The organism is Mucilaginibacter aureus, assembly GCF_053514885.1.
Map to the genome: position 1 here is coordinate 760,330 of NZ_CP170601.1, position 25,346 is coordinate 785,675.

Genomic DNA, 25,346 nt, shown 5'->3' on the forward strand with positions numbered 1-25,346 from the left:
TACATGAAAAGAAACTTATTTAGATTAAGCCTGGTGTTAAGCCTGTTGGTACTGAGCCAGCCTGTTAAGGCGCAGAATATTTTAAAGCAGGCCAATGAGCAATACAACCTATTTAATTATACCAGGGCCATTGAGCTGTATCTGCAGGCTTACAAAAAGACCCAAACCTTTGAAATTGCCGAACACCTGGCCAACAGTTACCGCCTGACAAACGATTATAAAGACGCCGAAACCTGGTACGGTACCGCCACTACAATGCCCGAAGCCAGGTCCGAAGATTTCCTGCATTACGCGCAGGTACTGCAAACCAATTCGAAATACGCGGAGGCCAAGGAGCAATACACGAAATATTATGCTGTCAGTCCGGATATAACGCAAAAGCAGCTTAAATTATTGATCGCGGCCTGTGATTCGTCCATCGCCTGGAAGAAAGACCCAAGGCCGTTTGAGATCGTTAACGAGGCAGGGTTGAATGGCCCCAAATCTGACTGGGGTGCAACCAGATATAACAATACGGTAATATTTACATCCGACAGGATAAATAAAGCCGCCGAAAACGTGACAAAGAGCAAAGCCTTTTTACGTTTTGATGTTGATCCGCCGATAGACAGAAACCGCTATTTGTGGACAGGTAATGATTACCTGCATTTGTACCAGGCGCCGGTGGGCGTTGCGGCAGATGCGGCAAAACCATTTGGGTTTACTAAAGATGGTACCGACTATCATATGGGCGCGGCATCGTTTACAGCGGATGGCAACGAGATGTATTTTACGTTGACCCGGATCCCCAAAAAGCAACCTAAGGATACCTCGGCCATCAAAACCATCAGGCTGGAAATCTACTGGAGCCGTAAGGAAGCTGCCACGGGAGAATGGTCGAAACCGCTACCGTTTACTTACAATAACGAAAACTGGTCTACAGGCGACCCGTATATAACGCCGGATGGTAAAACGCTGTACTTTGCATCGGATATGCCGGGCGGCAAGGGTGGTACCGATATTTATTATTCGGTTAAAAACACAACCAACAACTGGGAAGCGCCGGTTAACATTACGGCAGTTAACACCACAGGTAACGAGCGCACGCCATTTTTATACCGGGGCAACTTGTATTTTTCGAGTGATGGCGGTGTGGGTATGGGCGGCCTTGATGTTTACAAAGCATTGTTGAAAAACACTACCTATGGGCCACCTACCAATATGGCTTACCCGGTAAATTCGCCGTACGATGACTTTGCTTATATGCTAACGACGGACAGCACAGGCTATTTGGCATCGAACAGGCCGGGTGGCGCAGGCAGCGATGATATTTACAGCTTTACCCAAAAACCGCCGCCAACCTTTTTGTTTGAAGGAACGGTTTATGATGTAAAAACCAAACAGGTGATAGCCAATAGTACGGTAAGGTTAACTAAAAGTGATGGAAAGGTGGTTGAGGGCCTTTCGGGCGCGGATGGGAAGTTCAGTTTCAGGCTGGATGAAAAGAGCAACTACAAGCTGCATGGCGAAAAGAAGAGCTACTTAAGCGATAACCAAACGCTAACCACTGTGCGGGCCAACCCGGCTGTGCCTATCCGTAAAGACCTCTATCTGGACAAAATTGAACTAAATAAGACGATCAGACTGGAAAATATTTATTACGATCTGGATGAATCGTACATCAGGGATGATGCCGCAGCTGAACTGGATAAGCTGATCAAAATATTGAAAGAGAACCCGACTATCGAGATCGAGCTGGCATCGCACACCGATAGCCGGGGCAGCGACGCTTATAATATGGAACTATCACAGGCACGTGCTGATGCGGCCGTGCAATATATTGTTGATATTGGCGATATTAACCCGAAAAGGATCAAAGCTAAAGGTTACGGCAAAACACGCCTTCTTAATAAATGCAAAAACGGGGTAAATTGTACCGAGGCGGAACATCAGTTAAATAGGAGGACTGAGTTTAAGATCATCCATTTGTAGGGGAAGAAAGCGGAAAGGTAAAAGGCTAAAGGCTTGCCAATATGTGTAGAATTTCGTATATTTAAGGGTTTTGGAGCAGGGCAAAAGGTGAAGAAAATATGGTTATAATACCCATTTTTACCTATGTCCTAAAACAAAAAATTCATTGCAATAATGATAACCAGGGCTTTAGAGGTAAGCTGTAAATACCGAAGAATACCTATGTGTCGTTGAAAATCGTTACGGATTTGGCAATGAGTGATCGTCGGTGAGGACACTGACGATGGTGGGAGGGAATGTTCTATTTCATATAAAAGACACACCCCTCCGCCCCTCTCAAGAGGGGAATCGCACCAATCCCTGCCTTTTTTATTCTGTTGTAGGGCCTCCGACGATGGAAGGAAGAAGCTTTTAAATACCGACAAACCCCCCTGTTCCTGAAGCCGGAAGCGCGAAGCCGAAAGCTAAAGAATAAATTCGAAGGTGAACATCAACGTTATTAGTACATGCAAACCTGGCCCTGGCCGATAGGTAATACCGAGGCAATGACATCCTGCCGGGTTTTTTCGTCGTACATTTTTTCGATGGCCCAGCCTATCAGGTCGACAGCTGCAAGGCAGCCTGCGGCAGTACCGATATTGCCGTGGGTTACCAGGTGGGTATCTTCTATCACATCAACCCCATAACCACGTAAGGCTTCAAAAGCAGTTGGGTAGGTGGTTGCCGACAAGCCCTTCAAATGGCCCAATGCTGCAATGATCAATGCGCCTGAACACATGGAGCAAATGATCTGTTTAGATGGATCGAGGTTGAAACGTTGCAGGAAAGCCTCATCTTTTGAAACGATACGCGCACCAGAGCCGCTGCCGAAAAACACCATATCTGCATCGTTAGCTTCTTCGATGGTGCCATGCATATCGAGCTTAATACCTGCGCTTGATAGATGCGAGTTGCTTGTGCCGACAAATTTTACCTCGAAATCTTTGTGGCGAAATTTAACACGGTTGAGCAGGTCCCAGGGTAAAAACATGTCGATGTCGGTAAACTTATCGAAGGTTACAATTACGGCTTTTTTCATGATGATCGGTTTTAGAGTTTCGGATACTTACAAATATCCAAACTAAAGTAACTCGAACATCAATACAAATGTCATAATTTATACTAAAACTATCTCTGTAGTCATATATCAATACTCACATCTATTTTATACTTTTGCTGACTTTATTTTAACTACTATGCTTAGAACTCATACCTGCGGCGAATTGAACATAAGCCACTTAAACCAAACTGTTACTTTATGCGGATGGGTACAAAAATCGCGCGATTTGGGCGGTACCACTTTTGTGGATGTACGCGACCGTTATGGTTTGACCCAGCTTGTTTTTAACACCGACAGTGATGCCACCCTGCGCGAAAAAAGCCGCACACTGGGTCGGGAGTTTGTGATCAGAGTTACAGGCAAAGTAATTGAGCGTACCAATAAAAACGCCAAAATACCTACCGGCGAAATTGAGCTGGTTGTTACCGATATTGAAGTGCTGAACGCAGCCAAGATACCTCCGTTTTTGATTGAAGATGAAACCGACGGCGGTGAAGAGCTGCGCGCCAAATACCGTTACCTGGATCTGCGGCGTAACCCGATACGCAATAACCTGGTTATGCGCCACAAGCTGAGCCAGGAAATACGCAAATACCTGGACGGTTTAAATTTTATAGAAGTTGAAACCCCGGTGCTGATCAAATCGACACCAGAAGGCGCACGCGATTTTGTGGTGCCGAGCCGCATGAACCCTGGCGAATTTTATGCCCTGCCGCAATCGCCGCAAACCTTTAAACAATTACTGATGGTAAGCGGTTTCGACCGTTATTTCCAGATCGTAAAATGCTTTCGCGACGAAGATCTGCGTGCCGACCGTCAGCCGGAGTTTACGCAGATTGACTGCGAAATGAGCTACATTACACAGGAAGATATATTGAACACGTTTGAGGGTTTGGCCCGTCATTTATTCAAAACTGTAAAAGGTATTGAGCTGGGCGATTTCCCAAGGATGCAATACAGCGATGCGATGCGTTTGTACGGATCGGACAAACCGGACGTGCGTTTAGGGATGGAGTTTGTGGAACTGAACGATGTTGTAAAAGGCAAAGGTTTTGGTGTATTTGATAACGCCGAACTGGTTGTAGGTATCAATGCCAAAGGCTGCGCCGAATATACCCGTAAACAACTGGACGAGTTGACCGAATGGTTAAAACGCCCGCAAATTGGTGCTACCGGCTTGATCTATATGCGCCACAATACCGATGGTACGTTAAAATCGTCGGTTGATAAATTTTACAGCGAGGACGAATTGCAAAAATGGTCGGCAGCGTTTAACACTCAGCCGGGCGACCTGGTATTGGTATTAGCTGGCTTAACCGACAAAGTACGCAAGCAACTAAACGAACTGCGCCTTGAAATTGGCGGCCGTTTGGGCTTACGCGATAAAAACACTTTTGCCCCGCTTTGGGTGCTTGACTTCCCGCTGTTAGAGTGGGACGAAGAAACCGAGCGTTACCATGCTATGCACCACCCGTTCACCTCGCCTAAGCCTGAAGATATTGCGATGCTGGAAACCAACCCGGGCGCAGTACGCGCCAATGCTTACGATATGGTGATCAACGGTATCGAGGTTGGTGGTGGTTCTATCAGGATACACGATCGTGAGCTGCAATCGCTGATGTTTAAACATTTAGGCTTTTCGCCCGAAGAGGCACAAAAACAATTTGGGTTTTTGATGGATGCCTTTGAGTATGGCGCGCCTCCGCATGGTGGTTTGGCTTTAGGCTTTGACCGTTTGTGTTCGATATTTGCCGGTCTGGATTCAATACGTGATGTAATCGCTTTCCCAAAAAACAACTCGGGCCGCGATGTGATGATCGATTCGCCATCAACCATTGCTGATGCACAATTGAACGAATTGAAGATAAGAACCACTGTATAATATTTAGCCTGTTTATGCGCTTTAGTAACATGAAGAAACACCTCACCGTCCTGCTTTTTATCGCTATCGGTTTATCGTCATGCAGTAAAAAAAGCGACAGCTTTGATGCTGCCGCCCAGGCTGCTGCCGATGATATCACCATTAAAAATTACCTTACGGCACACCCATCAATCAATGCTACTAAAGATCCGTCGGGACTTTATTACCAGATCATTACTCAAGGCAACGGCAGTAACGCCAGTGCAAACTCAACAATTACGGCAAATTATGTAGGTACGTACCTGGATGGTACCGTATTCGATCAAACTAAAACCAACGCGCTTAGCTTTCGACTGGCGGGCGTAATACAAGGTTGGCAAATAGGCATTCCATTGGTAAAAGCAGGTGGCCGTATTTTACTGATCATTCCATCTGGTTTGGCTTACGGCAATAGCGACGATACTGGTATCCCGCCAAATTCGGTATTGATCTTTACGATCGACGTGCTGACGGTGAACTAAGAACTTTTGTAAAGTGGAGAAGTCTCCCCTACAGGGGGAGATTTAGAGGGGGCTCTTCTCTATCAAACAAACGGCATAAGCTACAACACCTTCCTGACGGCCGATAAAGCCCATCTGCTCGTTGGTAGTTGCTTTGATAGAGATATCTTCTTCGCTTATCGCGATGGCTGTAGCAATGTGTGTTTTCATGGCCGGGATATGTGGGTTGATCTTTGGCGCTTCGAGGCATACCATGGCATCGATATTGCCTACTGACCAGCCTTTTTCGGCGATAAGCTCAACCACTTTTTGCAGCAACACCAGGCTGCTTATCCCGCGCCAGCGTTCGTCGGTATTTGAAAAGTGGAAACCGATGTCGCGCAGGTTGGCTGCACCAAGCAAGGCATCGCAGATAGCATGCAGCAAAACATCAGCATCAGAGTGCCCGTAGGCACCTGAGTGGTGTTCGAGCTTTACCCCGCCTAAAACAAATGGGTGGCCTTCCCTTAACTGGTGCACGTCGAAGCCGAAACCTACTTTGATCTTCATAAGGCAAAGGTATTATTTGCTGCCGAAATTATAGTGTAATGTAAAACGGAGCGTATTAGCCAGGGGGCTTTGATCCTGGCTGGCTATGAGGTAGGCAAAGTCGAGTTTAAAATCGCTGTATTTAACCCCGACGCCAACGGTAAAATACTGGCGGTTACCCTTATCCGGACTTTCGTAAAAATAGCCGGCACGCAGCGCGAATTGTTTGTTGTACAAATACTCAAAAGCAGGCGAAAAAGCGATCTCCTTAAACTCTTCGGCGGCGCCACCGGGGGCATCACTAAACGAACCGAATATGCCCGAAACCACAGAGCGGTTATCGTCTTTACCCGAAATAATGTTGCCATTGACATCGCGTATTGGCGGAGTTGGTACCAGTAGTTTATTGATATCAAGAGCCAGGGTCACTTCGTTGGTTTCATCAAGGAACCAGGTATTGGCTGCACCGATCTTTAAATTGGTAGGTAAAAAAAACTGTTTCCCGTTGACGGTATAACTCATTTTAGGGCCGATGTTTGAAATATCGACACCAAAGGCAAACAAGGCGTCTTTTCCAAATTGCTGCGATGGATTTTTGAGATACAGCGATACATCGGCAGCAACACCATTGGCGGCGTTGGTTTTCTGACCGTTAACTACCGAGCCATTAGTAAGGTCGGAATGAATATAACGACCGGTTAGGCCCATTGAAAAATTATCGCCGAATTTACGTGCATAACTTACATCAAACGAAAACTCGTTGGGTTTGTAAGTACCCTGGGCATTTTGGTGATCGTCGAACAGGTCGATGGTGCCCAGGTTAAAATAGCGTAATGATGTACCGATGAAGCTGCGCTCATTTATCTTACCGGCAAAACTTAAGTAAGACAGGCTAACATCGGGCACTATATTGCGTAGCCACGGGCTGTATGATAGTGAAACATTAGTGCTTTTTTCGAGGTATGCCAGTTTAGCCGGATTCCAATAATCGGCGTTAACATCGGGCGAAATAGCCACACCAGCCTCACCCATAGCACCGGAACGGGCGTCGGGCGAAATGGTTAAAAAAGGTACCGCGGTGGTTATGGCGTTTGTTGTGCTGCCATTTGTATTGGTATTACCCGAACCAACTGTTTGGGCCATGGCATTTACACAAAACCCACACAATAAGCCCTGCATCAGTGTTTGTGTAAAAAATTTAGAAACATTCATCGCCGTAAGTTAGCTTTATTTTTATAATCTGATAACAGTGGTATGGGTATTTGTTCAATTATTTAATAATCGACATTTGCTTAAACGTTCATAAATTAAAAAAAATGCATGCAGGTATAACTAAGTTTGGTTTTTTTCGTTAGAGGGGTATACTTATTCCAAAAAAACAATTAAGATTGGGCTATTTGCCGTATATTAGTAGTACCAATTAATATTACTCTTTGGTTATTTGAAGTTATTTAGTGTGATGAAAAGAATTTTTACAAGATCTGTTTTGCCCGTAATGATGTTGGGTTTGTTGTTAGGGAGCTGCAAAAGTCCCCCAAGATCTCAAAAAACAGGCATGAAGTATAACGACAGAACCAATGGCGGTTTCCAGGTGTTTAAAAAAACACACCCGGCACCTGGCCCTGGTTTGATCCCTATTGAAGGCGGTACATTTGTTATGGGCGGAAGCTTAGACCAGGACGTACAGTTTGATTACACTTTCGCACGTTCGCGGGTACCTATCTCGTCGTTCTACATGGATGAAACCGAGGTTTCAAACAACGATTGGCTTGAATACCTGCACTGGTTAAGTATCAACTTCCCTACCGACAGGGAGTTGTATTACAATGCATTACCGGATACTTTGGTATGGCGCGGTGCATTATCGGCCAACGAGCCTTATGTTAATAATTACTTGCGTCACCCGTCTTTTCAGGATTATCCTGTAGTTGGTGTAACCTGGGAACAAGCCAATGACTATTGCCTTTGGCGTACCGACCGTATGAATGAAAACATTTTACGTGAAACCGGTAAGTTAGCCGACTGGAAAACAGCATCTAACGATGGTAAAAAAGTTCCGCAGCTTAAAAAAGGCGAACCGTTTAACACCGAAATTTATTTAAACGGCCAGAACAAGGGTAACGGTATTGATGGTAAAAAAATGATGCCCAACTTAAGCCCTACAGCTAAGGTAGGCGCCAATGGCAAAGCTACCCGCCCTGTACGTTTAGAGGATGGTATTATAACCCAGGAAGGCTATCGTTTACCAACCGAAGCCGAATGGGAATATGCTGCGCTTGGTTTGGTGGGCAATACCGAAAACGAAAATATCAGCGACGGCAAAATGTATCCATGGAACGGCATGGGTGTACGATCGCCTAAAAGCGGTACCCGTGGTTTGATCTTAGCCAACTTTAAACGTGGCAAAGGTGACTATATGGGTCTGGCAGGATCGCTGAACGATAAAGCAGATATTACCGCGCCGGTACGCTCGTACCAGCCAAATGATTTTGGTTTGTATAACATGGCCGGCAACGTTAATGAATGGACGGCCGATACTTACCGCCAGTTATCATATGAAGATTTTGAAGGCTTGAACCCTTACCGCGGTAACCAGTTTACCGAAAAGCGTATGGCCGATGCATCAAAAGGTGTATTAGCTAAAGACAAATACGCCCGTGCGATACACGATCCTGCAAAAACGGATAAAAAATTGAGCTATGCCGACTATCTGGCATCGCAAACTGCAGGCAAAGCACCAAATACCAATCCGCCGGCAACTGGTGCAGCTGCTGCGCCGGGTACTGCTGCTACAGGTAATAAATATGCACCCAACACCTCACTTGAGGGTAAACCCTATACACCTGATGAACGTGGTTATAACGATACCGTTAATGCAGTTTTATATGGTCGTACTACATTGATCAATGATCGCTCGAAAGTATACAAAGGCGGCTCATGGAACGATATGGCTTACTGGTTAAACCCATCAACCCGTCGTTTTATGGATCAGGGTGATGCAAGTGCCGATATAGGTTTCCGTTGCGCCATGACCAACCTTGGCCCGGCTGAGATCTTCCCAGGTGGCAGGACGCACTTCCCGGTTAAAAAACCAAAAGATTTTAAGCCTCATTAATTTTAATGAGGTTATGATATGAAAAAGCCCCTCGCGAATTTCGCGAGGGGCTTTTAATTTAACAGGCTTGTTTATTTCAAAAATTTTCGGTGCTCTATCTGATCATAAAAGCCACCCGCCAGGTTTTTCTTAACAGCATCTTCCTCAAAAAACGCAGCAGGGAAACCCAGATCGAATGCGCTTACCATGTTTAGCCTTTGCATATGTTCGGCGCTTAATATTACATCAACGCACTTTAAATTTTGCTGCACCTGCTCAGGCTTAGTTGCACCCACAATAGGTATACAGCTTACATTTTGCTGCATCAGCCATTTTAGGGCCACGCTTGATGCATCAACACCCAGTTCATCCGCTATAGCCATAACCTGTTTGGTTATCTTTACACTGCGCTCGTTAAGGCGGTTACTGCTTTCTTTTATGCGGCCTTTTTCGCCACGCAGGTATTTGCCCGACAACGCGCCACCGGCCAGTGGCGCCCAAGGTAAAACCGTCATGTTATAATGTTCTGCCATCGGTATCAGTTCGCGTTCAACGGTACGCTGTATCAGGCTGTATTCAATCTGCAAACCAATAAACTGGCTCCAGCCCATTAGTTCGGCTAAGGTGTTTGCTTTTGATACTACCCAGGCGGGCGTATCACTTATACCCAGGTATTGTATCTTGCCCTGGCTCACCAGGTCGTCCAAACCACGCAGAATCTCGTCAACGGGTGTAAGGTTATCCCATATATGCAGGTAAAACAGGTCGATGTAGTCGGTGTTCAAGCGTTTTAAACTGGCCTCAACCGATGCCATCATATTTTTGCGATTGTTACCACTCGCGTTTACATGGTTTTGATTTTCGTACAGGCTGTACTTGGTGGCAATTACATAACGCTCACGGTCGGCAGCTACAAACTCCCCTAAAAAGCGTTCGCTGGTACCTTTGGTGTAAAAGTTGGCAGTATCCAAAAAGTTGCCGCCCGCATTAACATAGGCATCAAAAACCTGTTTGCTTATTTCTTTATCGGCGCCCCAGCCATTTTCGGTACCAAAACCCATGGTGCCTAAACACAGTTCGGATACCTTTAATCCTGATCGTCCTAACAACTTGTATTTCATTTCTGCTAATCCTTATCGTGATCTAATAAATCATCTGTTGCCTTTTTTGCCGCTTCTTTTGGTGTATCGCTTTTTTGGGCAACCCGGTGCACCAGCGTGGTTTCGTATTCTGTTGCATCGCCCAATAATAACCCCCATGGTTTAAGATCAGTAACCCGGTCGAAAACTATTTTGATAACCGCCAGCACGGGTATGGATAAAAACATGCCACTAAAGCCCCAAAGCATTTCGCCAACAACAACGCCCAATACAACAATCAAAGCATTCAATTTAACTTTTGAGCCAACTATACGCGGCATAATAATATTGCTGTCAATTAAATGTACAGCTATAATGCTCGCGGCTACTTCGGCGGCTTTAGCCGGATTTAAAGTTCCCAAAGTTAAAACAGCGCATATAGCTGTTGCCGAAAATATGCCCACATAGGGTATCAGGTTAAATATGGCTGTTAGCAAGGCAAGCAGCAAGGCGTATTTAACCCCGAGCAGGCTTAACAGGCCAAATACAATGGCAAACACGCAAAGCATCTCTAAAAACAAGCCGGAGATATACTTTTTCATGATGAACTGGATCTGTTCGGCAACATCAAAAACCAAAACCTCACGATCGCCACTAAACACTTTCAGCAAAAAACTGATCAATACTTTACGGTAAAAAAGTATAAAAAACGTATCGATAAAAATAAAAACCAGGAACAGTACCATCGAGGTAACACCAATCAGCGTGGTGCCAATAACAGGCGCGGCCTGTGCATTAACTTGTTTGCTTAGGGCAAGCATTTGTGCGTTCCATTGAAAATGAAATTTATTGACCGTCCAGCGGTGCAGCTCATCAATAGAGTGCGAAATTTGCACCTTTATCTGTGGCCAGTCATCATATAAGGTGCCCACCTGTACTGCTATCAGGTAAATAATCAGGGCAATAAATGCCGTAAACAATATTACCGACAGCATGGCGGCAACTCCGCGTGGCAGCCTGCACTTATTTTCAAAAAAGCGCGCAACAGGTAGCAGCAACATAGCAAACAAAAACGAGAAAACCAGCGGAGCCATTACATCCTTGCCCAAAACACAGATATATCCCACACTAATGAGGATGACGAGCACAAAGGCAACTTTGGCATAATGCGGTAGGGCGTTTTGTTTCATTTTCGGATAGTAAGACAGTGCATGAATATAAGGATTTTTTACAATGAGATGCTCAATTAACAAATGTTTAAGCGCAATCCATTGTTTTAAATTGCAAAATAAGGCTAATTTTATACTTGAATAACATGGATACTTTTGACTATAGGGCCGAGCTAAAAAACATTCCGCATAAACCGGGTGTATACCAGTATTGGAACGCCGAAAACGAGCTTATTTATATCGGCAAGGCTAAAAATTTGCGCAACCGGGTTACCTCATACTTTAATAAGGACCTGAACGTGAACGCCAAAACCAAAGTTTTGGTTTCAAAAATCCGCAAGATCACTTTTACCATTGTTGATACCGAGGTTGATGCCTGGCTGCTGGAGAACAGCCTCATCAAAAAACACCAGCCGCGTTATAACGTAATGCTCAAGGATGACAAGACCTACCCCTGGATCATTATTAAGAACGAAAACTTTCCCCGTATTTTCTGGACGCGCAAGATCATTCGCGATGGATCGAAATACCTGGGGCCCTATGCCTCGGTGAGCATGATGCACGCCATATTGGGTGTAATACGCGAAACTTACCCCCTGCGTACCTGTAACCTGCCCTTAACCCGGCAAAATATTGATGCGGGAAAATTTAAGGTTTGCCTTGAGTACCAGTTAGGTAATTGCAAAGGCCCCTGCCAGAATTACCAGACCGAAGATGATTACCTGAACAGCATTGAGGAAATTAAAGATATATTGAACGGTAAGATCGGCAATGTTGTTCGGGCGCTTAAAACGGAGATGGACAATGCTGCAGCAGATATGAATTTTGAACTGGCCCACCGGCTAAAACACAAGTACGATCTGCTGGAAAATTACCAGAGCAAATCCACAGTAGTTAACTCATCTATAACCGATGTGGACGTCTTCAGTATCGCATCCGAAGAAAAATACGCCTTTGTTAACTTTTTAAAGGTAATGAACGGTACCATTATCCAAACCCAAACCATTGAGTTGAAAAAGCGATTGGATGAATCGGATGAAGAACTGCTGACCATTGCCATAACCGAATTTCGCAGCCGGTATAACAGCCACGCCAAAGAGATCATTGTACCTTTTGATATTGACCTGGATGATAACAACATCAGGTTTACTGTACCGAAGCTTGGCGAAAAGAAAAAACTGCTCGACCTGTCGCAAAAAAACGTTACGTTTTTTAAACGTGATAAAATGGAGCAGTATGAAAGGTTGAACCCGGAAATCAAATCAGAACGTTTGCTTACGCAGATGATGAAGGATTTGCGGATGAACCAGTTGCCACGGCATATTGAGTGTTTTGATAACTCAAACTTTCAGGGCAAATACCCGGTATCGGCAATTGTGGTATTTAAGGATGGCAAGCCATCAAAAAAAGATTACCGGCACTTTAATGTAAAAACCGTTGAAGGACCGAATGATTTTGCCACCATGGAGGAGGCTGTACACAGGCGCTACAGGCGTATGTTAGACGAAGGAACAGAATTACCCCAGCTCATCATTATTGATGGTGGCAAAGGGCAGCTATCATCGGCTATTAAAAGTTTAAAGCTATTAGGTATTGATAAGGAAGTAACGGTTATCGGCATAGCCAAAAGGCTGGAAGAATTGTATTACCCTGGCGACCAATACCCGCTATATCTCGATAAAAAATCAGAAACCTTAAAGGTGATCCAGCAACTACGCGATGAAGCCCACCGCTTTGGCATTACCTTTCATCGCAAAAAGCGTGATAAAGGCACCCTGGCTACCGAGTTGGAACTGATAGAAGGTGTGGGCAAAACATCGGCCGAAAAGTTGTTGAAATATTTTAAATCGGTTAAGAAAATAAAACTGGCTACTGCCGAAGAACTGCAGGAAGTGGTGAATTTAAAACAGGCCAGGGCCATAACCCAATATTTTGGTCAACAAAAAACCCCGGAAGAATAATCAACCGGGGTTTTATTTTTCAAATCAATTTTGTTAATACTGCCATAAGTTAAGTTCCCAATCCATAATGGTTTTCTTAACGCGTTCAGACTCGCGCAACTGGTCAATACCCTGCATATAGTCTTTAATACGTTCATCCCTTTCGTTGGATACTTTGACGATATAACTTGAGAATATCCGCTTTAAAAAGGCCTGGTCATAACTAATGCTAGCCGCATCGTTATGGCGCATAACAATCTCTTTAGTAGCCAATACCTTTCTTGCTTCAGGAAAATAGATCCAGAACGCGGGTTGATAGTCTAACAATACTCCGGCTGCTTTAGGCCTTACCAAAGGCGCAATGCCAATAATACGTGGCTCTAAAACCGAGCGTTGTTTGTCGAACAACCAGTCTTCCTTTATCCTGAACCTTAAAATGCTATCGGGGTTAAACTCACCTGCAACACGTTTTGAGCCTACATCTTCGCCTGTTTTAGCGTCAAATTTATGCACAACGGTACTGTCGGTCATTTTACCTTTAGCCTGTTCGGCGGTTAATGGTGTTTTAAATTCGTCACCGTTCGGATCGCCTTTTGCCGGGTTTGGAGATGCATCATACGCGGTTAATTCGCCTGCGGTAACTGCAGCCATTAATACATCGATCAACCTGCCTTTGGGCGATACCATGTATTGGTTCATCCTTTCGCGCAGGTCAATTTCGCGCCATATGCGTTTCGAAAAAACAATATCGGCTTCACGCAAAGCGGCATACTTAGTAGGTTTAGCCGTACTTATCGCGTTTTTTACGTAATAGCCATCAATCGGACTTTCGAAATTTGCTCCTCCTTTTTTTGATGTATCGGCAAGTTGCAAACCTGTAACCGATGGATAGTTGGTACTATTTTTTGAAGAATCGGGTTTTACTTTCGCCTTTGATGTAGACCTACCTTTTGCCGATGTTTTTGCAGGTGGTGCAGTTGTTTTCTTTTTAACAACAGGCTTTTTCTGGGCATAGGTTACCATGCTTAAAAAGCTTATTAAAACAACAAATAAAATTCCCCTCTTCATAAAATTATACTTTTAATATTAGTTCGCTGTTAACAATATCGGAGCGATGGGCCTTGAAGAGCCATCCGGACCTACAGCAGTAATGTCGTCAAAAAACACCCTTGTACCTGGGCCAATTGTATTCATTGCTGCTTTCATCTGTGCATTTAACTCAGCACCTGTTCCTTTTATTATTAACGCATCCTGACGTGGTTTTTGTATAATTAACGTAAAATGTGTTACATTAAATTTCGCTTCAAACTCAAAATTATCTAAGTGAGCAAAAACCCTGTCTTGCGCACGCAGGTTAACGGCGCTTGTTGAGCCGCTGTTTTTGCCTGCAAATTGTGCAACCGGATCAGGTATACGTTTTACACGGAATTCAGAGGTCCCTAACACAATAGGAGCTTTTCCTTTTTCCATCACACCAGAAATTGTTACTTTAACGGTACCCGGAGAAGTCACTCTTGCTTCGTAATGGCCTTTTTGACTGGTTTTACCTAACGAGCCACTTGACATAGATACGTTAATATCATCAAGAGATACGCCTGGTGCCGAAACTGCTAAAGGATTAGCAACACCGATGTACAATACATTCATCTTTTCGGGTGATACTACCGCCGAAGGCTTAGCAACTGTATAAGTTTGCTCTGGTAAAGAATAACTTTTTATTTTACCGTCAGTTCCGCGTACGCTGATAACACCTTTGTAGTGTTTTACACCTTCGCCACTGGCTGTTAAGGTATAAGTACCTTTACCACCGCTGGCTTGAATTTTATTGCCATCGATAGTAATTTCCGGGTTTGAGTGGCTATCATAAGCAGTTAAAAATATATCTGCCTTGTATTGCTGTCCCTGGATGATATAACTTGATGGTGCTACAGCAACTGCCGCAAACTGGTCTAAAGTAACAACGGCTTGCTCCATTTTGCTCAGAATTTTTTTCTGAACCTGGGCTTCATCGTTTTTCACATCCGCCTGAATTTTGATCAGAGTGGTCATCTCAGCACCCATAGGCACGCCATCACCAAAGTAATTTTGTTCCCATGTTTTTTTCTCACCGGTTTTTGAGTCTTCGGCTTCTAAAGCAAAGCTTATGCTGCTCTGATCCTGAGGATCCAACATTGCTTTTAGCTTTTCTTTAGTTTCATTGATCTTTTGTTTCAACTCCTTAGCTTTCTGACCTTCGATCATTAAACGGGCACCTTCGTCAACGTTTTCACGTCCTTCGTAGTCACCCTCTTTATCCATCCCGCCGGTATTTTTAACCAATTTGGTTTTCAAATCCTCAATGTAGTTGTTTAACTCATTTGCAACGGCAGTAGCCGCTTCTGCTTTAGCCAAAATAGGCTTAGCTCTTTCGGGCTCATCTTTAACCTTTTTTTCAAATGCAGTATAATTTGCATCAATACCGTTTTGAACATTCTTTTTGGAATTTGAAAGGCTATCTCCGATTTTTTTGAATGCATCCAACAAATTTGCAGGTGCTTCCAGGGCGATTAAGCCCAATAGCACCAGGTACAAAATGTTGATCATTCGCGCCCTTGGGGTTTGTTTACCTCCAGCCATATATAAATATCTTTATTATTCTATTAAAAATTGGACCAATAAATTAAGCTTTAGGTGCGCTCATTGCCGATAACATGTTACCATACACTGAATTTAAAGAAGCGATGTTTTTTGCCAAACGGCTAACTTCTTCTTTAAATTTCTTCGAGTCTTCAACCGATTCGGTAAAGCCTTGCATCGTAACACCCAAATTTTGATAGAATTTATTCATAGATTTTAAGTGCGCGCTCGAATCTTGTAATTCCAATTCGTACACAGCATTTAAAGCTGACAGGTTTTTAGCTAAATTGCTAACCTGATCGTGGTAAGTTTTTGTATCTGCACTTGATGAAGCAAAATCTGCCAATCCTGATGATGCTTTAGTAAAAGCAGCGTTCAGTGTATCGTAGCTTGCACTTGCAGTTCTTAATTTTGTAGTAAACTCTTGTGTAGCGGTACCAGCGTCAGCAACTTTTGATATGGTGCTTACTTTTTCGCTGAAAGTTCTTAAACCTTCGCCAAGGCTACCAATTAATTCAGGACCAATTTTAGCGTCGGCCATCATTTTATCTAACGAAGCCGGAACCGCGCCTGTTGCTTTTGGAGTTACAACCACAGGTTTAGCCTCTTCGGCCAACTCGGGGTATACTTTTGTCCAATCCACTTCAACAGGTTCGTTTTGAAAGCCCAATAAGAAGAATAATGCTGCTTCTGTTAATAAACCAACCGAGATAAAAAAGCTTGAATAAGGCCAGTGTTGTATTTTAAACAACAAGCCTACGATTACTACTGTCGCGCCCCAGGATACGATATTGTTGATCCCGATCTTTAATTTTTGTTTGCCAGCCATACTTGAAAATAGTTTTTAGTAAATGTTTAAATAATTAATTTGATTTGATTTTTGATTATAAGGATCTTTAAGAAATTATCAGTGCTTATCCCGGATGTCGCGGCCTTCAAAAGCAGTTACACAGCGGAAGCCGATGTAAGCTTTTGCGGTATCCTGGTATTCATAAGTACGCGATGAGTTTTGTAAATACCATCCTACGTCTTTCCACGAACCGCCCCGCACTACTTTGCGTTTCATATTCTCGGGGTCAGTATCTTTGGCGTTGTACCTGAACGTTGGAGCCAGGTCGTTTACAAAGGTTGAAGCCGCAGCATCATATGCTGATGAGGTCCATTCGGCTACGTTACCAGCCATATTATATAAGCCGTAATCGTTAGGAAAGTATGAGCGTACGCTAACGGTGTAAGTAGCGCCGTCATCACTGTAGTTACCGCGGCCGGGTTTAAAGTTAGCCAATAAACAGCCTTTGGCATTTTTAATATAAGGACCACCCCAGGGATAGTTTGAACCTATCCGGCCACCACGAGATGCGTATTCAAATTGGGCTTCGGTAGGCAGATCATATGGCTGGCGGTCCATCGAACGATGGACTTTATGTGCGTAACGTTCGTACTTGCGCGTGCGCCATATAGTAAATGCCGTTGCCTGACGCCAGGTAACACCAACTACCGGGTAGTTTTGGTATGATGGATGCGAAAAATAACCATTGGTCATGGGTTCGTTAGCGGCATAGGTAAAATTGTGTAGCCAAACCAAAGTATCCGGATATACGCTTACTGTATCGTGGCGAATGAAATCAGAACGTCTCTTGGTTTTATCGCCCTGGTAGTCTGATGCCAAACGCAAATCCATCTGGTCGTATTTATATTTCAATGTTCTAACGTCGATCTCATCACGATCAAAGATCCGGTCGTCACCCTGGTAAAACATGCTTTGCAGCTTATTGGTGTTGTTTGGAGCACCTTTTTTATTAACCCATATCGGGTTTTTAGCTACATAATCCCAGTCGATATATTTTTTGCCGTCTTTTGGTGCTGTTGTACCTTTAGGATGTACATAATATTTGGGATCGTTTAAGTATTTGCTAATGGCGATAGAATCGCGAACCCAGTTAACAAATTCGTGATATTTGCTGTTTGAAAGCTCGGTTTCATCCATAAAAAATGGAGCAATGGTAACCTGTTTATTATCTTCTATCTGTGCAAAAGTAATATCCTGGTCAACCGGACCCATTAAAAAGCTACCACCTGGTATGTAAACCATTCCGTAAGGAACAGTAGGCCTGAACGACCTTTGCCGAACGCCCGTTACCTCACCATGATGATTAGCAGAGGGGCTACATCCTACAAAAACACTGCCTACCGCTATAAAAACTAAAACGTAAAAAAATCTCATTTTTAATTCCACTTAAAAAAAGCCCTCAGCTTCAAGATGATTCGAATATACCAAAAACTTTTTAACCCGCGCAAAAATGTTATAGCAGTAAAAGTTTCATAATTTTCTACTATAACACTATTTAAGTAAAGATATTGTAATATTTAAAAAAAATAGTGTTACTAAAACCATCTGCATGGAGTAAGTTATACGCAGGAAACTGAGAAAAGGTTTACTGTAAGTGGTGCAATTATTTATTTGCCTGCTTTACGTACTGCTCAATGGCCATCGTCATAGAAGGCGCGGCGGGGGTTGGAGCAGCGATATCAATAATCAAACCTGCCTCTAACACAGCCTTTTGCGTAGTTGCGCCAAATGCGGCTATGCGGGTGTTATTTTGCTTAAAATCGGGGAAATTTTTATAAAGCGATTGTATACTGGATGGGCTAAAAAAGGCAATGATATCGTAAAAAACCTCGCGAAGATCGGACAGGTCACTGCAAACCGTGCGGAACAAAACCGCGGGGGTAAAGTTGTAACCGTTCTCGAGCAAAAACTTTTGGGTTTCTTCGGCAGCCACATCCGAGCATGGGTACAGAAATTTTTCGCCCGAGTGCTTTTTCAAAACCTCGGCAAGATCGGAAGCGGTTTGTTTGCCAAAAAATATTTTACGCTTACGGTATTGGATATACTTTTGAAGGTACAGTGCTATGGTTTCGGACAGGCAGAAGTATTTCATATCGGCCGGTACATCAAAACGCATCTCGTCGCATATGCGAAAAAAATGATCGGCAGAATTACGGCTGGTAAATATCACCGCCGAAAAATCGGCCAGGTTGATCCGTTCTTTCCTAAACTCTTTTGCTGCAACACCTTCAACATGAATAAATGATCTGAAGTCGATCTTCAATCCATTTTTTTTTGCTAATTCAGCATAAGGGTTCTTATCCGTATCGGGCTTTGGTAGTGTTACCAGTATACTTTTAACCTTTTTCTTTCTGTCTTCCAAAACTTAGGGTAATTTATTATCTCGGTAAATTATATGTCCAACGCCTTAATCATTATTAAAATTGGACAAATTTCGAGGGCACAAAGATAGATAAATAAATAAATTTTATGAAATCGAAAATTAGAAATTATATTAATTGTGCTTCGCAGGTACTGAACCAGGAAGATTAGTCCCAGTAAAAACAGTGATATCCGCAACAACCACGGTAATAAACTGGCCGAGAGCAAACTAAAGCAGATCACTATCGGCAAGAAAACAAATGCGATATTAAAATAGGTTAAGTATAAAATAGAGGTATACTCGCTCACCAGGCGGCCGATATCAAAAATAAACGCCAGCACACGCAAAATTAATATCTTGAGAATAAACAGTGCTATCACGATCAGCGAAAGCGTAATGAACAGTTGGAACCCGCCAATAGAGTAGGTTAAATTGTAATAATCGGTTATCTGGTAAATGTACAGGCCGATAGTGAAACCAAACAGCGAGAAAAGACAGATAAATGCCCAGGATGTGAGTACACTATCTTCTTTACTTATTTTTGTGAATGATCGTTTATCATAAAATGCCTGTATAACGCTATGCACATCTTTACTGATAACCCGGTTTAATATGCCCGTATAAATGAGCAATGCAAAAATTGCCCAGATCACCCATTTACTACGGCCCTCGCGCGGAGTACCCACACCTATGTGATGCTTAGGTGTGCCGCCTTTAAACAAATAGCCGTCGAGTCCGTCGTTTTTTAACAGCGTATCAATTAACTGATTGTGGCGATTAGGATCGGGGGCGGCGATAAATTGCATGGCAATAGAATCGGCAATAGCTTTTTTACGTACCTGTGCAAGGCTATCGGCCATGTACAACATGTGCTGTACCTTAAGCGTATCGGCATGGGTGCGCACCGTATCAGCCTGCGCAAAACAGCTGATGGCCGTGCCAAACACCACCATAAAAAGCAGCACTACTTTACGCATATTAGTTTTTAGCCCCATACTTTGCCATGCAAATTTATACGAAATATATACAATTCGCGCTTTGCCCATCAATATAAAACTATTGATGGGTTTTGAAGCCAAATTGTGCCAATTGCCGCATGACCGGCTGGAATACTTCGAATTTACTTTATCCCGATATTACTCATCAAAATTTAATCCGGATCACTTTTAACGATCGCGGCTCCGCATTGAGTTTTACGTTGTTGCCGCTAAAATTGATTTCGCTTAATACCGGAGCTATCGCTGCTGGGTTATCAAATGAGTTGACTGCTGCCATATCCGTGCTCATTAATGTAGTGATACTGGCTTTGTTGGTTGCAGGAGTTATACCCTTAACAGCAAAATCCAGATCCTGTGCTTTATCGCCGGCATTAACAAATTTAATGATCAGTTCTTTTTTCGCCTGATCAATACTTGCTGTGGCATAACAACCGTCTTGCCCGCTTAGCGCCTCATTATTCATTAACATGGATACTACCTCGGTACCTTTGTTTAACGAGAATAGTTTTTGTACATAGTAATCGGGGGTACCGTACGAGTGCAGGTTATCAAACCAGATCAGATCCGGTGTCCATTGCCAGCCTTCGGCATGGGCAAACAGTGGCGCATACGATGCCATGTACACCACATCGGCATTACGTTCAAGGCCGGTCATGTAGGCGGCTTCTGATAGGGCGCAGCTCCAGTTGTTTTTATTGTTAGGGCTGGCAATGCCTACACTTTGCGCTGCATATTCACCTGCAAATATCTTAGGGCCATTACGGTCATAATCATCATACCGTTTGGCATTTTGTAAAAACCACTCAGGCGCACGGTAGTAATGCTCATCTAAAATATTAGCCTTTAGCTTGCGTAATGTTGGGTTAAGATAATCAAATATTTCACCATCAGGGTTGGGGCCAACACTGGCAACCAATTTAATTTGCGGGTATTTGGCATGTATAGCTTTTTCGAAAATTTTATATCGCTCAATATACTGCTCGCCCCATTGCTCGTTACCCACTCCCATCATTTTCATATTAAATGGGGCGGGGTGTCCTAATTCAGCACGCTTTTTTCCCCATTTTGATGTGATGGGTCCATTGGCAAACTCAATAAGGTCCAGCACATCCTGTACATACGGACCAAGCTGGTTTAAAGGCACAACCTCGCAGGTGTTAAACTGGCAAGCCATACCGCAGTTAATAATGGGCAGCGGCGCGGCGCCAATATCTTCGGCCAGTTGAAAATACTCCATAAAGCCCAGGCCAAAGCTTTGGTAATAACCAGGCGATGGGCGATGGGCAAATTCGGTATTCCACCGGTTTACGATCATGCGGCGATTAGCCACATCGCCAATTGTTTTTTTCCATTGGTAACGGGTATCCAGCTCGCGGCCTTCAACAATACAACCGCCTGGAAAACGTAAAAAACCGGGCTTCATATCGGCCAGTAGTTGTACCAGGTCGGCACGTAAACCACCGGGGCGTTGTTTCCAGGTATCCTGGGGGAATAACGATACCATATCCATATCTACCGCCCCTGCCCCTTTAAGTATCACCCGGAAGCTTGCTTTTGGCTCAGTTTGGGTTGCGGTAAAGCTGGCGGTGTATTTTTTCCAGTTTTTTGACGAAAGCGGCACAACCGTACCACCAATAACTTCGCCTTTGGCACTAAGCAGCTCTATTTGCAGGCTCATGCCTGATGCATCGGGCAGCTTAGCTAAAACAGAAAAGTTGTACCGGTTATCTTTTTTAATACCCATACCGAAAAATCCCTCGTTAACCAGGCCATATCCCTGGGCTGATTTAGAGGTAACATGCACGTACCTGGGATTGGCTTCATCGGCAGCGCCACGGTTCAATACTAAAATGCTTCCCTTTGCACCATTCTGCTTAACTTCCTTCCATCCCATTAAGGGCATTTTAAATTCAAACGACCTGTTTTTAACCAGTTCGGCGTATACACCACCATCTGCACCCTGGTTAATATCTTCAAAAAAGATACCGTACATGGTAGGCTGGATCGTCGCCTTAATGTTATTAGCCTGGATAACAATGGATTTGGTGGTTTGCCCGATACAGGTTGAGGTAATGAAGAAAAGAACCAACAAAAAGCTGGTTAACAATGAAATTTTACGCATGTAAGTAATCGGTTTTTAACTGTAATATTAACACTAATATAGATTATTTCTTTTTACCCCAAATTGCCGTGCCGGTATTATTTAAACCCGTAAAAACTATGGTCGAGGTTACCTTATTTTCCCAATCGCGTTCGCGCGAAACGATCACATTATCGGTATAACCGTTTGACCACTTGAATTGCAGCACAGGCGCGTTATAGGTCCAGGTACTATTCGCATCACCGTTTATCTTACCATCGGCAGTTAGTGCGAGCGATACCGCTACCTGGAAATCGGGATTGGTTTGTTCATTGGCATAACCGGGTACAACTTTGTAACCCAACACAATTTGCTCATAAGTACCAACCAGGTCGGCCTGACTTATGGCAGCTTGTGCAACGTTTGCGTACCGCTCGGGCGATACTACGGGCCAGCCATCAGCAGTCCAAAATATCCGCCTCACGTGCAGGTCCATATAATAGCTGTTTACACCCGGCCGCCCCTGATGGGCCATATAATAACGTCCGCTGCCATCATCAAAAACGCCGCAATGCGCTGTACCCTGCCAGCCACCATGGCCCATAAATTGATATGGCGCCAGTATCATAGGTGCGTGGTCAACATTAGTGTTTGCATCAATGCCGTTATAATCATAAAAAGGGCCTTGCGGGTTATCGGCGCGGCATACCCTAACGTTATATTTAGTTTGCAGCCAATCATAAGATATAAATAAAAAGTACTTGTTGAGTGTTGGGTTGTAAATGATCTCGGCCCCTTCGATGTTGCCGTTGTAAACACTGTTGGTAAAACCGCGATTGGCAATGCGCCTGCCCTTATCGCCAGCGGTAGCCGCAAGGCCCGTTGCCGGATCGAGCTTTAAAATATAAATTCCATCCCATGCCGAGCCATAATACATCCAATGTTCGCCGGCCGGAGTAACCACAACCGTAGGGTCGATGGCATTGGTTTGTGTAGTATTGTCATTTTTGGATGATTCAACAATCCCTCTTTCGGTCCACGGTCCTTCGGGGGATGCGGCGGTTGCTACGCCAATGACACTTAACCTGGCCACCGCCGATGATAAAGAATAATATAAGCGATATTCGGCACCAACTTTTAGGACATAGGGTGCCCACAAAGCCTGGTACGGCGTGCCGCCCGAAGTGCTGATATAGTTTGCCCCCTGCGCTGGCAAGCCATTAAATACCCAGCCCACAAAGGTCCATTCAACCAGATCTTTAGATTTTCTGATCTGGATACCCGGCTGTATCGTAGCGCCAAAAGCTACATCGGTACTGTAACAATAATAGTAATCGCCAAATTTTTTTACCGAGGGATCATGCACGTTATAGGGCCCCCATTTGGGATAAAATGTAACCGGCGCGATATCGGCATAGGTGTCGTTGATACTATTGATATCAAAAGGCACTACCGGTGTTGTATCAACAGTATTATTATCGGGCGTAGGAGATTTTTTACTGCACGATACTATAATTGCGATAAGGCCCAGCAATGGGAATATATATTTACCTGTCTTCATAACGGGGCAGTTGTTTATTTAGTTAATCGCCAACTTAAAATAACGCTGCGCAGAACCGCGCAGCGTTAAATCATAGGATCAGATATTAATAGGTTGGATTTTGTGTAAAGCCCGGGTTATTATCGATATCAGATTGCGGTATCGGGAAATATTCGCGACCTGACTGATAGGTATTAAACTCGGGATCCCTGGATTTAAGCAATGCCAGTTTAGTAGGATCCTGCAACCAGCCCCACCTACGGATATCATCAAAACGATGTCCTTCCAAACAAAACTCCAGTAACCGCTCGTGTGCAAGCTGATCGCGCATTTGGCTTTGAGTCATGCCGGGTTTGGTGGTTGCCAAATTGGGTAACGATACCCTCGACCTAACCATTTGGATATAAGGATAGGCCTGTGTTGTTTGTCCTAATTCATTTAAACATTCGGCATACATCAGTAATATATCTGCATAGCGCATTAACCTTTCGTTAATGCCCGAGCGCCAGTCAAACTCATTTGGCCTGCTTGCGCCGATATCGCCGTTCTCGTACTTACGGCAAAACAGATCGTTTAAATCGGCAGGGTTGCTGGCGTAAACCTGTGAGAATAACTGTCCGTACAGCATTTCGCCTGGTTTATTATAGTAGATGGTGGCATCAACGCGCGGATCGACAGCGCCGGCAGTAGTTTTCTCGATCATAAACTCATTGAGGGCCGAAACGGTTGGCTGCACATCGGTCCACCCAAAGCTGCGGGGCGCAAAAGTTATTGCCCTGGCCGATGTACGTCCCCATGTTGATGTTGGTGCGCCACCCCATCCCAGGTCGGTACCACCGGCATCGCGCGAAAACTGCACCTCAAATATAGATTCGGAGTTGTTTTCGTTGGTTTCGGTAAAATTATCCCTATAGTTTGCCACTAAGCTATATATCCCCAGGTCAATTACCGCCTTAAACTGAACAGATGCCTCCTGAAAGCGTTTGTTAAATAAATAGGTTTTGCCTAAATAAGCCATTGCTGCTCCTTTGGTAGCGCGCCCCACCTGTCCGTTATCGGGACCAACCGCACCGACATAGCTTGTAGGCAATAATGGGATAGCGGCTGTAAAATCGCTGATCACCTGCTGCCAGCCTTCCGCTTCGGTTGACTGTTTAACAAAAAAATCGGACTGGTTTTTTGGAGAATGGATGGGTAGAGATACTTTACCGAAAAAGTTAACCAAATGGAAAAAGTATAACCCGCGTAAAAAGTATGCCTGCCCCAGTATCCTGTTTTTTAACGCGGCATCCATCGTAATATCGGGCACATTATCTAAAACCTGGTTACAGCGCGAAATACCTTCGTAATAAGCACCGTAGGCCCATCCGTAACCCGCTGGATCGGCTGTACCCAATGCAAACCTGCCAATGTTATATAAAGCCGTCCAGGGGCTGTTGCTGCGTACATCATCGCCACGGATATCCAGTAATGCGGGGGTAAAACGCATGTAGCTGCCATCAATGATCAGGCTGCCATAAGCAGCATTTAAACCGGCAACAGCATCGTCACTGGTTTTCCAAAAGGTTGAAGCCGTTTGCTGGTTTGGGTTCACCTGGTCTAATTTTTTATTACAACCAACGGTGCTCACAACCATTGCTGCGGCAAAAACGATATATTTTATCTTTAATGTTTTCATTT

General features: G+C 44.1%; 19 protein-coding genes. 5 read left to right on the forward strand and 14 right to left on the reverse strand.

The features are described 5' to 3' along the window. Nucleotides 1–3 precede the first annotated feature (3 nt). Nucleotides 4–1,971, forward strand: coding sequence for an OmpA family protein (locus ACFGVR_RS03300; protein ID WP_448701111.1), 1,968 nt, complete (start codon nucleotides 4–6; stop codon nucleotides 1,969–1,971). A 478-nt stretch (nucleotides 1,972–2,449) separates the two neighbouring features. Here ACFGVR_RS03300 and ACFGVR_RS03305 read toward each other — a convergent pair whose 3' ends face one another. Next, nucleotides 2,450–3,028 carry a DJ-1/PfpI family protein gene (locus ACFGVR_RS03305; RefSeq protein ID WP_448701112.1) on the reverse strand — a complete coding sequence of 193 codons (579 nt, stop codon included), beginning with the start codon at nucleotides 3,026–3,028 and terminating at the stop codon, nucleotides 2,450–2,452. A gap of 157 nt (nucleotides 3,029–3,185) precedes the next feature. Between ACFGVR_RS03305 and aspS the strand changes: the two genes are divergently transcribed. Together aspS and ACFGVR_RS03315 are read left to right on the forward strand one after the other, a co-directional pair. Continuing rightward, the gene (gene aspS, locus ACFGVR_RS03310; RefSeq protein WP_448701113.1) at nucleotides 3,186–4,931 is read left to right on the forward strand and encodes an aspartate--tRNA ligase; all 1,746 of its coding nucleotides are present in this window, start codon (nucleotides 3,186–3,188) and stop codon (nucleotides 4,929–4,931) included. A gap of 29 nt (nucleotides 4,932–4,960) precedes the next feature. Next, nucleotides 4,961–5,431 carry an FKBP-type peptidyl-prolyl cis-trans isomerase gene (locus ACFGVR_RS03315; protein ID WP_448701114.1) on the forward strand — a complete coding sequence of 157 codons (471 nt, stop codon included), beginning with the start codon at nucleotides 4,961–4,963 and terminating at the stop codon, nucleotides 5,429–5,431. 42 nt (nucleotides 5,432–5,473) lie between these two features. Here the strand turns inward: ACFGVR_RS03315 and ispF are convergent, their stop codons facing one another. Beyond that, nucleotides 5,474–5,959 (reverse strand): 2-C-methyl-D-erythritol 2,4-cyclodiphosphate synthase, encoded by a 486-nt coding sequence (gene ispF / locus ACFGVR_RS03320; protein WP_448701116.1) that lies wholly within the window; start codon nucleotides 5,957–5,959, stop codon nucleotides 5,474–5,476. A gap of 12 nt (nucleotides 5,960–5,971) precedes the next feature. Continuing rightward, the gene (porV, locus tag ACFGVR_RS03325; RefSeq protein WP_448701118.1) at nucleotides 5,972–7,150 is read right to left on the reverse strand and encodes a type IX secretion system outer membrane channel protein PorV; all 1,179 of its coding nucleotides are present in this window, start codon (nucleotides 7,148–7,150) and stop codon (nucleotides 5,972–5,974) included. A gap of 247 nt (nucleotides 7,151–7,397) precedes the next feature. Between porV and ACFGVR_RS03330 the strand changes: the two genes are divergently transcribed. Next, entirely contained in the window at nucleotides 7,398–9,053 is a 1,656-nt protein-coding gene (locus ACFGVR_RS03330) for an SUMF1/EgtB/PvdO family nonheme iron enzyme (protein ID WP_448701119.1), read from the forward strand. A gap of 71 nt (nucleotides 9,054–9,124) precedes the next feature. Here the strand turns inward: ACFGVR_RS03330 and ACFGVR_RS03335 are convergent, their stop codons facing one another. Beyond that, nucleotides 9,125–10,153 carry an aldo/keto reductase gene (locus ACFGVR_RS03335; RefSeq protein ID WP_448701121.1) on the reverse strand — a complete coding sequence of 343 codons (1,029 nt, stop codon included), beginning with the start codon at nucleotides 10,151–10,153 and terminating at the stop codon, nucleotides 9,125–9,127. 5 nt (nucleotides 10,154–10,158) lie between these two features. Next, a complete protein-coding gene (locus ACFGVR_RS03340; RefSeq protein ID WP_448701123.1) occupies nucleotides 10,159–11,301 on the reverse strand; it encodes an AI-2E family transporter in 1,143 nt (380 codons plus the stop codon). Between the two features lie 125 nt (nucleotides 11,302–11,426). Between ACFGVR_RS03340 and uvrC the strand changes: the two genes are divergently transcribed. Then, nucleotides 11,427–13,241: an excinuclease ABC subunit UvrC gene (uvrC, locus tag ACFGVR_RS03345; RefSeq protein ID WP_448701124.1), complete on the forward strand. Its 1,815-nt coding sequence runs from the start codon at nucleotides 11,427–11,429 to the stop codon at nucleotides 13,239–13,241. 33 nt (nucleotides 13,242–13,274) lie between these two features. Here the strand turns inward: uvrC and porN are convergent, their stop codons facing one another. From porN to ACFGVR_RS03390, 9 genes are all read right to left on the reverse strand, one after another. Beyond that, the gene (gene porN / locus ACFGVR_RS03350) at nucleotides 13,275–14,288 is read right to left on the reverse strand and encodes a type IX secretion system ring protein PorN/GldN (protein WP_448701126.1); all 1,014 of its coding nucleotides are present in this window, start codon (nucleotides 14,286–14,288) and stop codon (nucleotides 13,275–13,277) included. 18 nt (nucleotides 14,289–14,306) lie between these two features. After that, entirely contained in the window at nucleotides 14,307–15,836 is a 1,530-nt protein-coding gene (porM, locus tag ACFGVR_RS03355; protein ID WP_448701127.1) for a type IX secretion system motor protein PorM/GldM, read from the reverse strand. 43 nt (nucleotides 15,837–15,879) lie between these two features. Continuing rightward, the gene (gene porL / locus ACFGVR_RS03360) at nucleotides 15,880–16,665 is read right to left on the reverse strand and encodes a type IX secretion system motor protein PorL/GldL (RefSeq protein ID WP_448701128.1); all 786 of its coding nucleotides are present in this window, start codon (nucleotides 16,663–16,665) and stop codon (nucleotides 15,880–15,882) included. A gap of 78 nt (nucleotides 16,666–16,743) precedes the next feature. Further along, the gene (gene porK, locus ACFGVR_RS03365) at nucleotides 16,744–18,060 is read right to left on the reverse strand and encodes a type IX secretion system lipoprotein PorK/GldK (RefSeq protein WP_448701129.1); all 1,317 of its coding nucleotides are present in this window, start codon (nucleotides 18,058–18,060) and stop codon (nucleotides 16,744–16,746) included. A 229-nt stretch (nucleotides 18,061–18,289) separates the two neighbouring features. Next, entirely contained in the window at nucleotides 18,290–19,048 is a 759-nt protein-coding gene (locus ACFGVR_RS03370) for a uroporphyrinogen-III synthase (RefSeq protein ID WP_448701130.1), read from the reverse strand. Between the two features lie 29 nt (nucleotides 19,049–19,077). Next, nucleotides 19,078–20,025, reverse strand: coding sequence for a DUF4271 domain-containing protein (locus tag ACFGVR_RS03375; RefSeq protein WP_448701131.1), 948 nt, complete (start codon nucleotides 20,023–20,025; stop codon nucleotides 19,078–19,080). Between the two features lie 166 nt (nucleotides 20,026–20,191). After that, on the reverse strand, nucleotides 20,192–22,168 hold the full coding sequence (locus ACFGVR_RS03380; protein WP_448701132.1) for an alpha-L-arabinofuranosidase C-terminal domain-containing protein: 1,977 nt from the start codon (nucleotides 22,166–22,168) through the stop codon (nucleotides 20,192–20,194). Nucleotides 22,169–22,211: 43 nt separating this feature from the next. Continuing rightward, a complete protein-coding gene (locus ACFGVR_RS03385; protein WP_448701133.1) occupies nucleotides 22,212–23,687 on the reverse strand; it encodes a family 43 glycosylhydrolase in 1,476 nt (491 codons plus the stop codon). 85 nt (nucleotides 23,688–23,772) lie between these two features. Beyond that, entirely contained in the window at nucleotides 23,773–25,344 is a 1,572-nt protein-coding gene (locus ACFGVR_RS03390; protein ID WP_448701134.1) for a RagB/SusD family nutrient uptake outer membrane protein, read from the reverse strand. Between the last annotated feature and the right edge of the window lie 2 nt (nucleotides 25,345–25,346).

Coding starts and splice junctions, on each gene's coding strand:
- ACFGVR_RS03300 (WP_448701111.1), top strand. CDS start 4: ATGAAAAGAAACTTATTTAGATTAAGCCTGGTGTTAAGCCTGTTGGTA.
- ACFGVR_RS03305 (WP_448701112.1), bottom strand. CDS start 3,028: ATGAAAAAAGCCGTAATTGTAACCTTCGATAAGTTTACCGACATCGAC.
- aspS (WP_448701113.1), top strand. CDS start 3,186: ATGCTTAGAACTCATACCTGCGGCGAATTGAACATAAGCCACTTAAAC.
- ACFGVR_RS03315 (WP_448701114.1), top strand. CDS start 4,961: ATGAAGAAACACCTCACCGTCCTGCTTTTTATCGCTATCGGTTTATCG.
- ispF (WP_448701116.1), bottom strand. CDS start 5,959: ATGAAGATCAAAGTAGGTTTCGGCTTCGACGTGCACCAGTTAAGGGAA.
- porV (WP_448701118.1), bottom strand. CDS start 7,150: ATGAATGTTTCTAAATTTTTTACACAAACACTGATGCAGGGCTTATTG.
- ACFGVR_RS03330 (WP_448701119.1), top strand. CDS start 7,398: ATGAAAAGAATTTTTACAAGATCTGTTTTGCCCGTAATGATGTTGGGT.
- ACFGVR_RS03335 (WP_448701121.1), bottom strand. CDS start 10,153: ATGAAATACAAGTTGTTAGGACGATCAGGATTAAAGGTATCCGAACTG.
- ACFGVR_RS03340 (WP_448701123.1), bottom strand. CDS start 11,301: ATGAAACAAAACGCCCTACCGCATTATGCCAAAGTTGCCTTTGTGCTC.
- uvrC (WP_448701124.1), top strand. CDS start 11,427: ATGGATACTTTTGACTATAGGGCCGAGCTAAAAAACATTCCGCATAAA.
- porN (WP_448701126.1), bottom strand. CDS start 14,288: ATGAAGAGGGGAATTTTATTTGTTGTTTTAATAAGCTTTTTAAGCATG.
- porM (WP_448701127.1), bottom strand. CDS start 15,836: ATGGCTGGAGGTAAACAAACCCCAAGGGCGCGAATGATCAACATTTTG.
- porL (WP_448701128.1), bottom strand. CDS start 16,665: ATGGCTGGCAAACAAAAATTAAAGATCGGGATCAACAATATCGTATCC.
- porK (WP_448701129.1), bottom strand. CDS start 18,060: ATGAGATTTTTTTACGTTTTAGTTTTTATAGCGGTAGGCAGTGTTTTT.
- ACFGVR_RS03375 (WP_448701131.1), bottom strand. CDS start 20,025: ATGCGTAAAGTAGTGCTGCTTTTTATGGTGGTGTTTGGCACGGCCATC.
- ACFGVR_RS03380 (WP_448701132.1), bottom strand. CDS start 22,168: ATGCGTAAAATTTCATTGTTAACCAGCTTTTTGTTGGTTCTTTTCTTC.
- ACFGVR_RS03385 (WP_448701133.1), bottom strand. CDS start 23,687: ATGAAGACAGGTAAATATATATTCCCATTGCTGGGCCTTATCGCAATT.
- ACFGVR_RS03390 (WP_448701134.1), bottom strand. CDS start 25,344: ATGAAAACATTAAAGATAAAATATATCGTTTTTGCCGCAGCAATGGTT.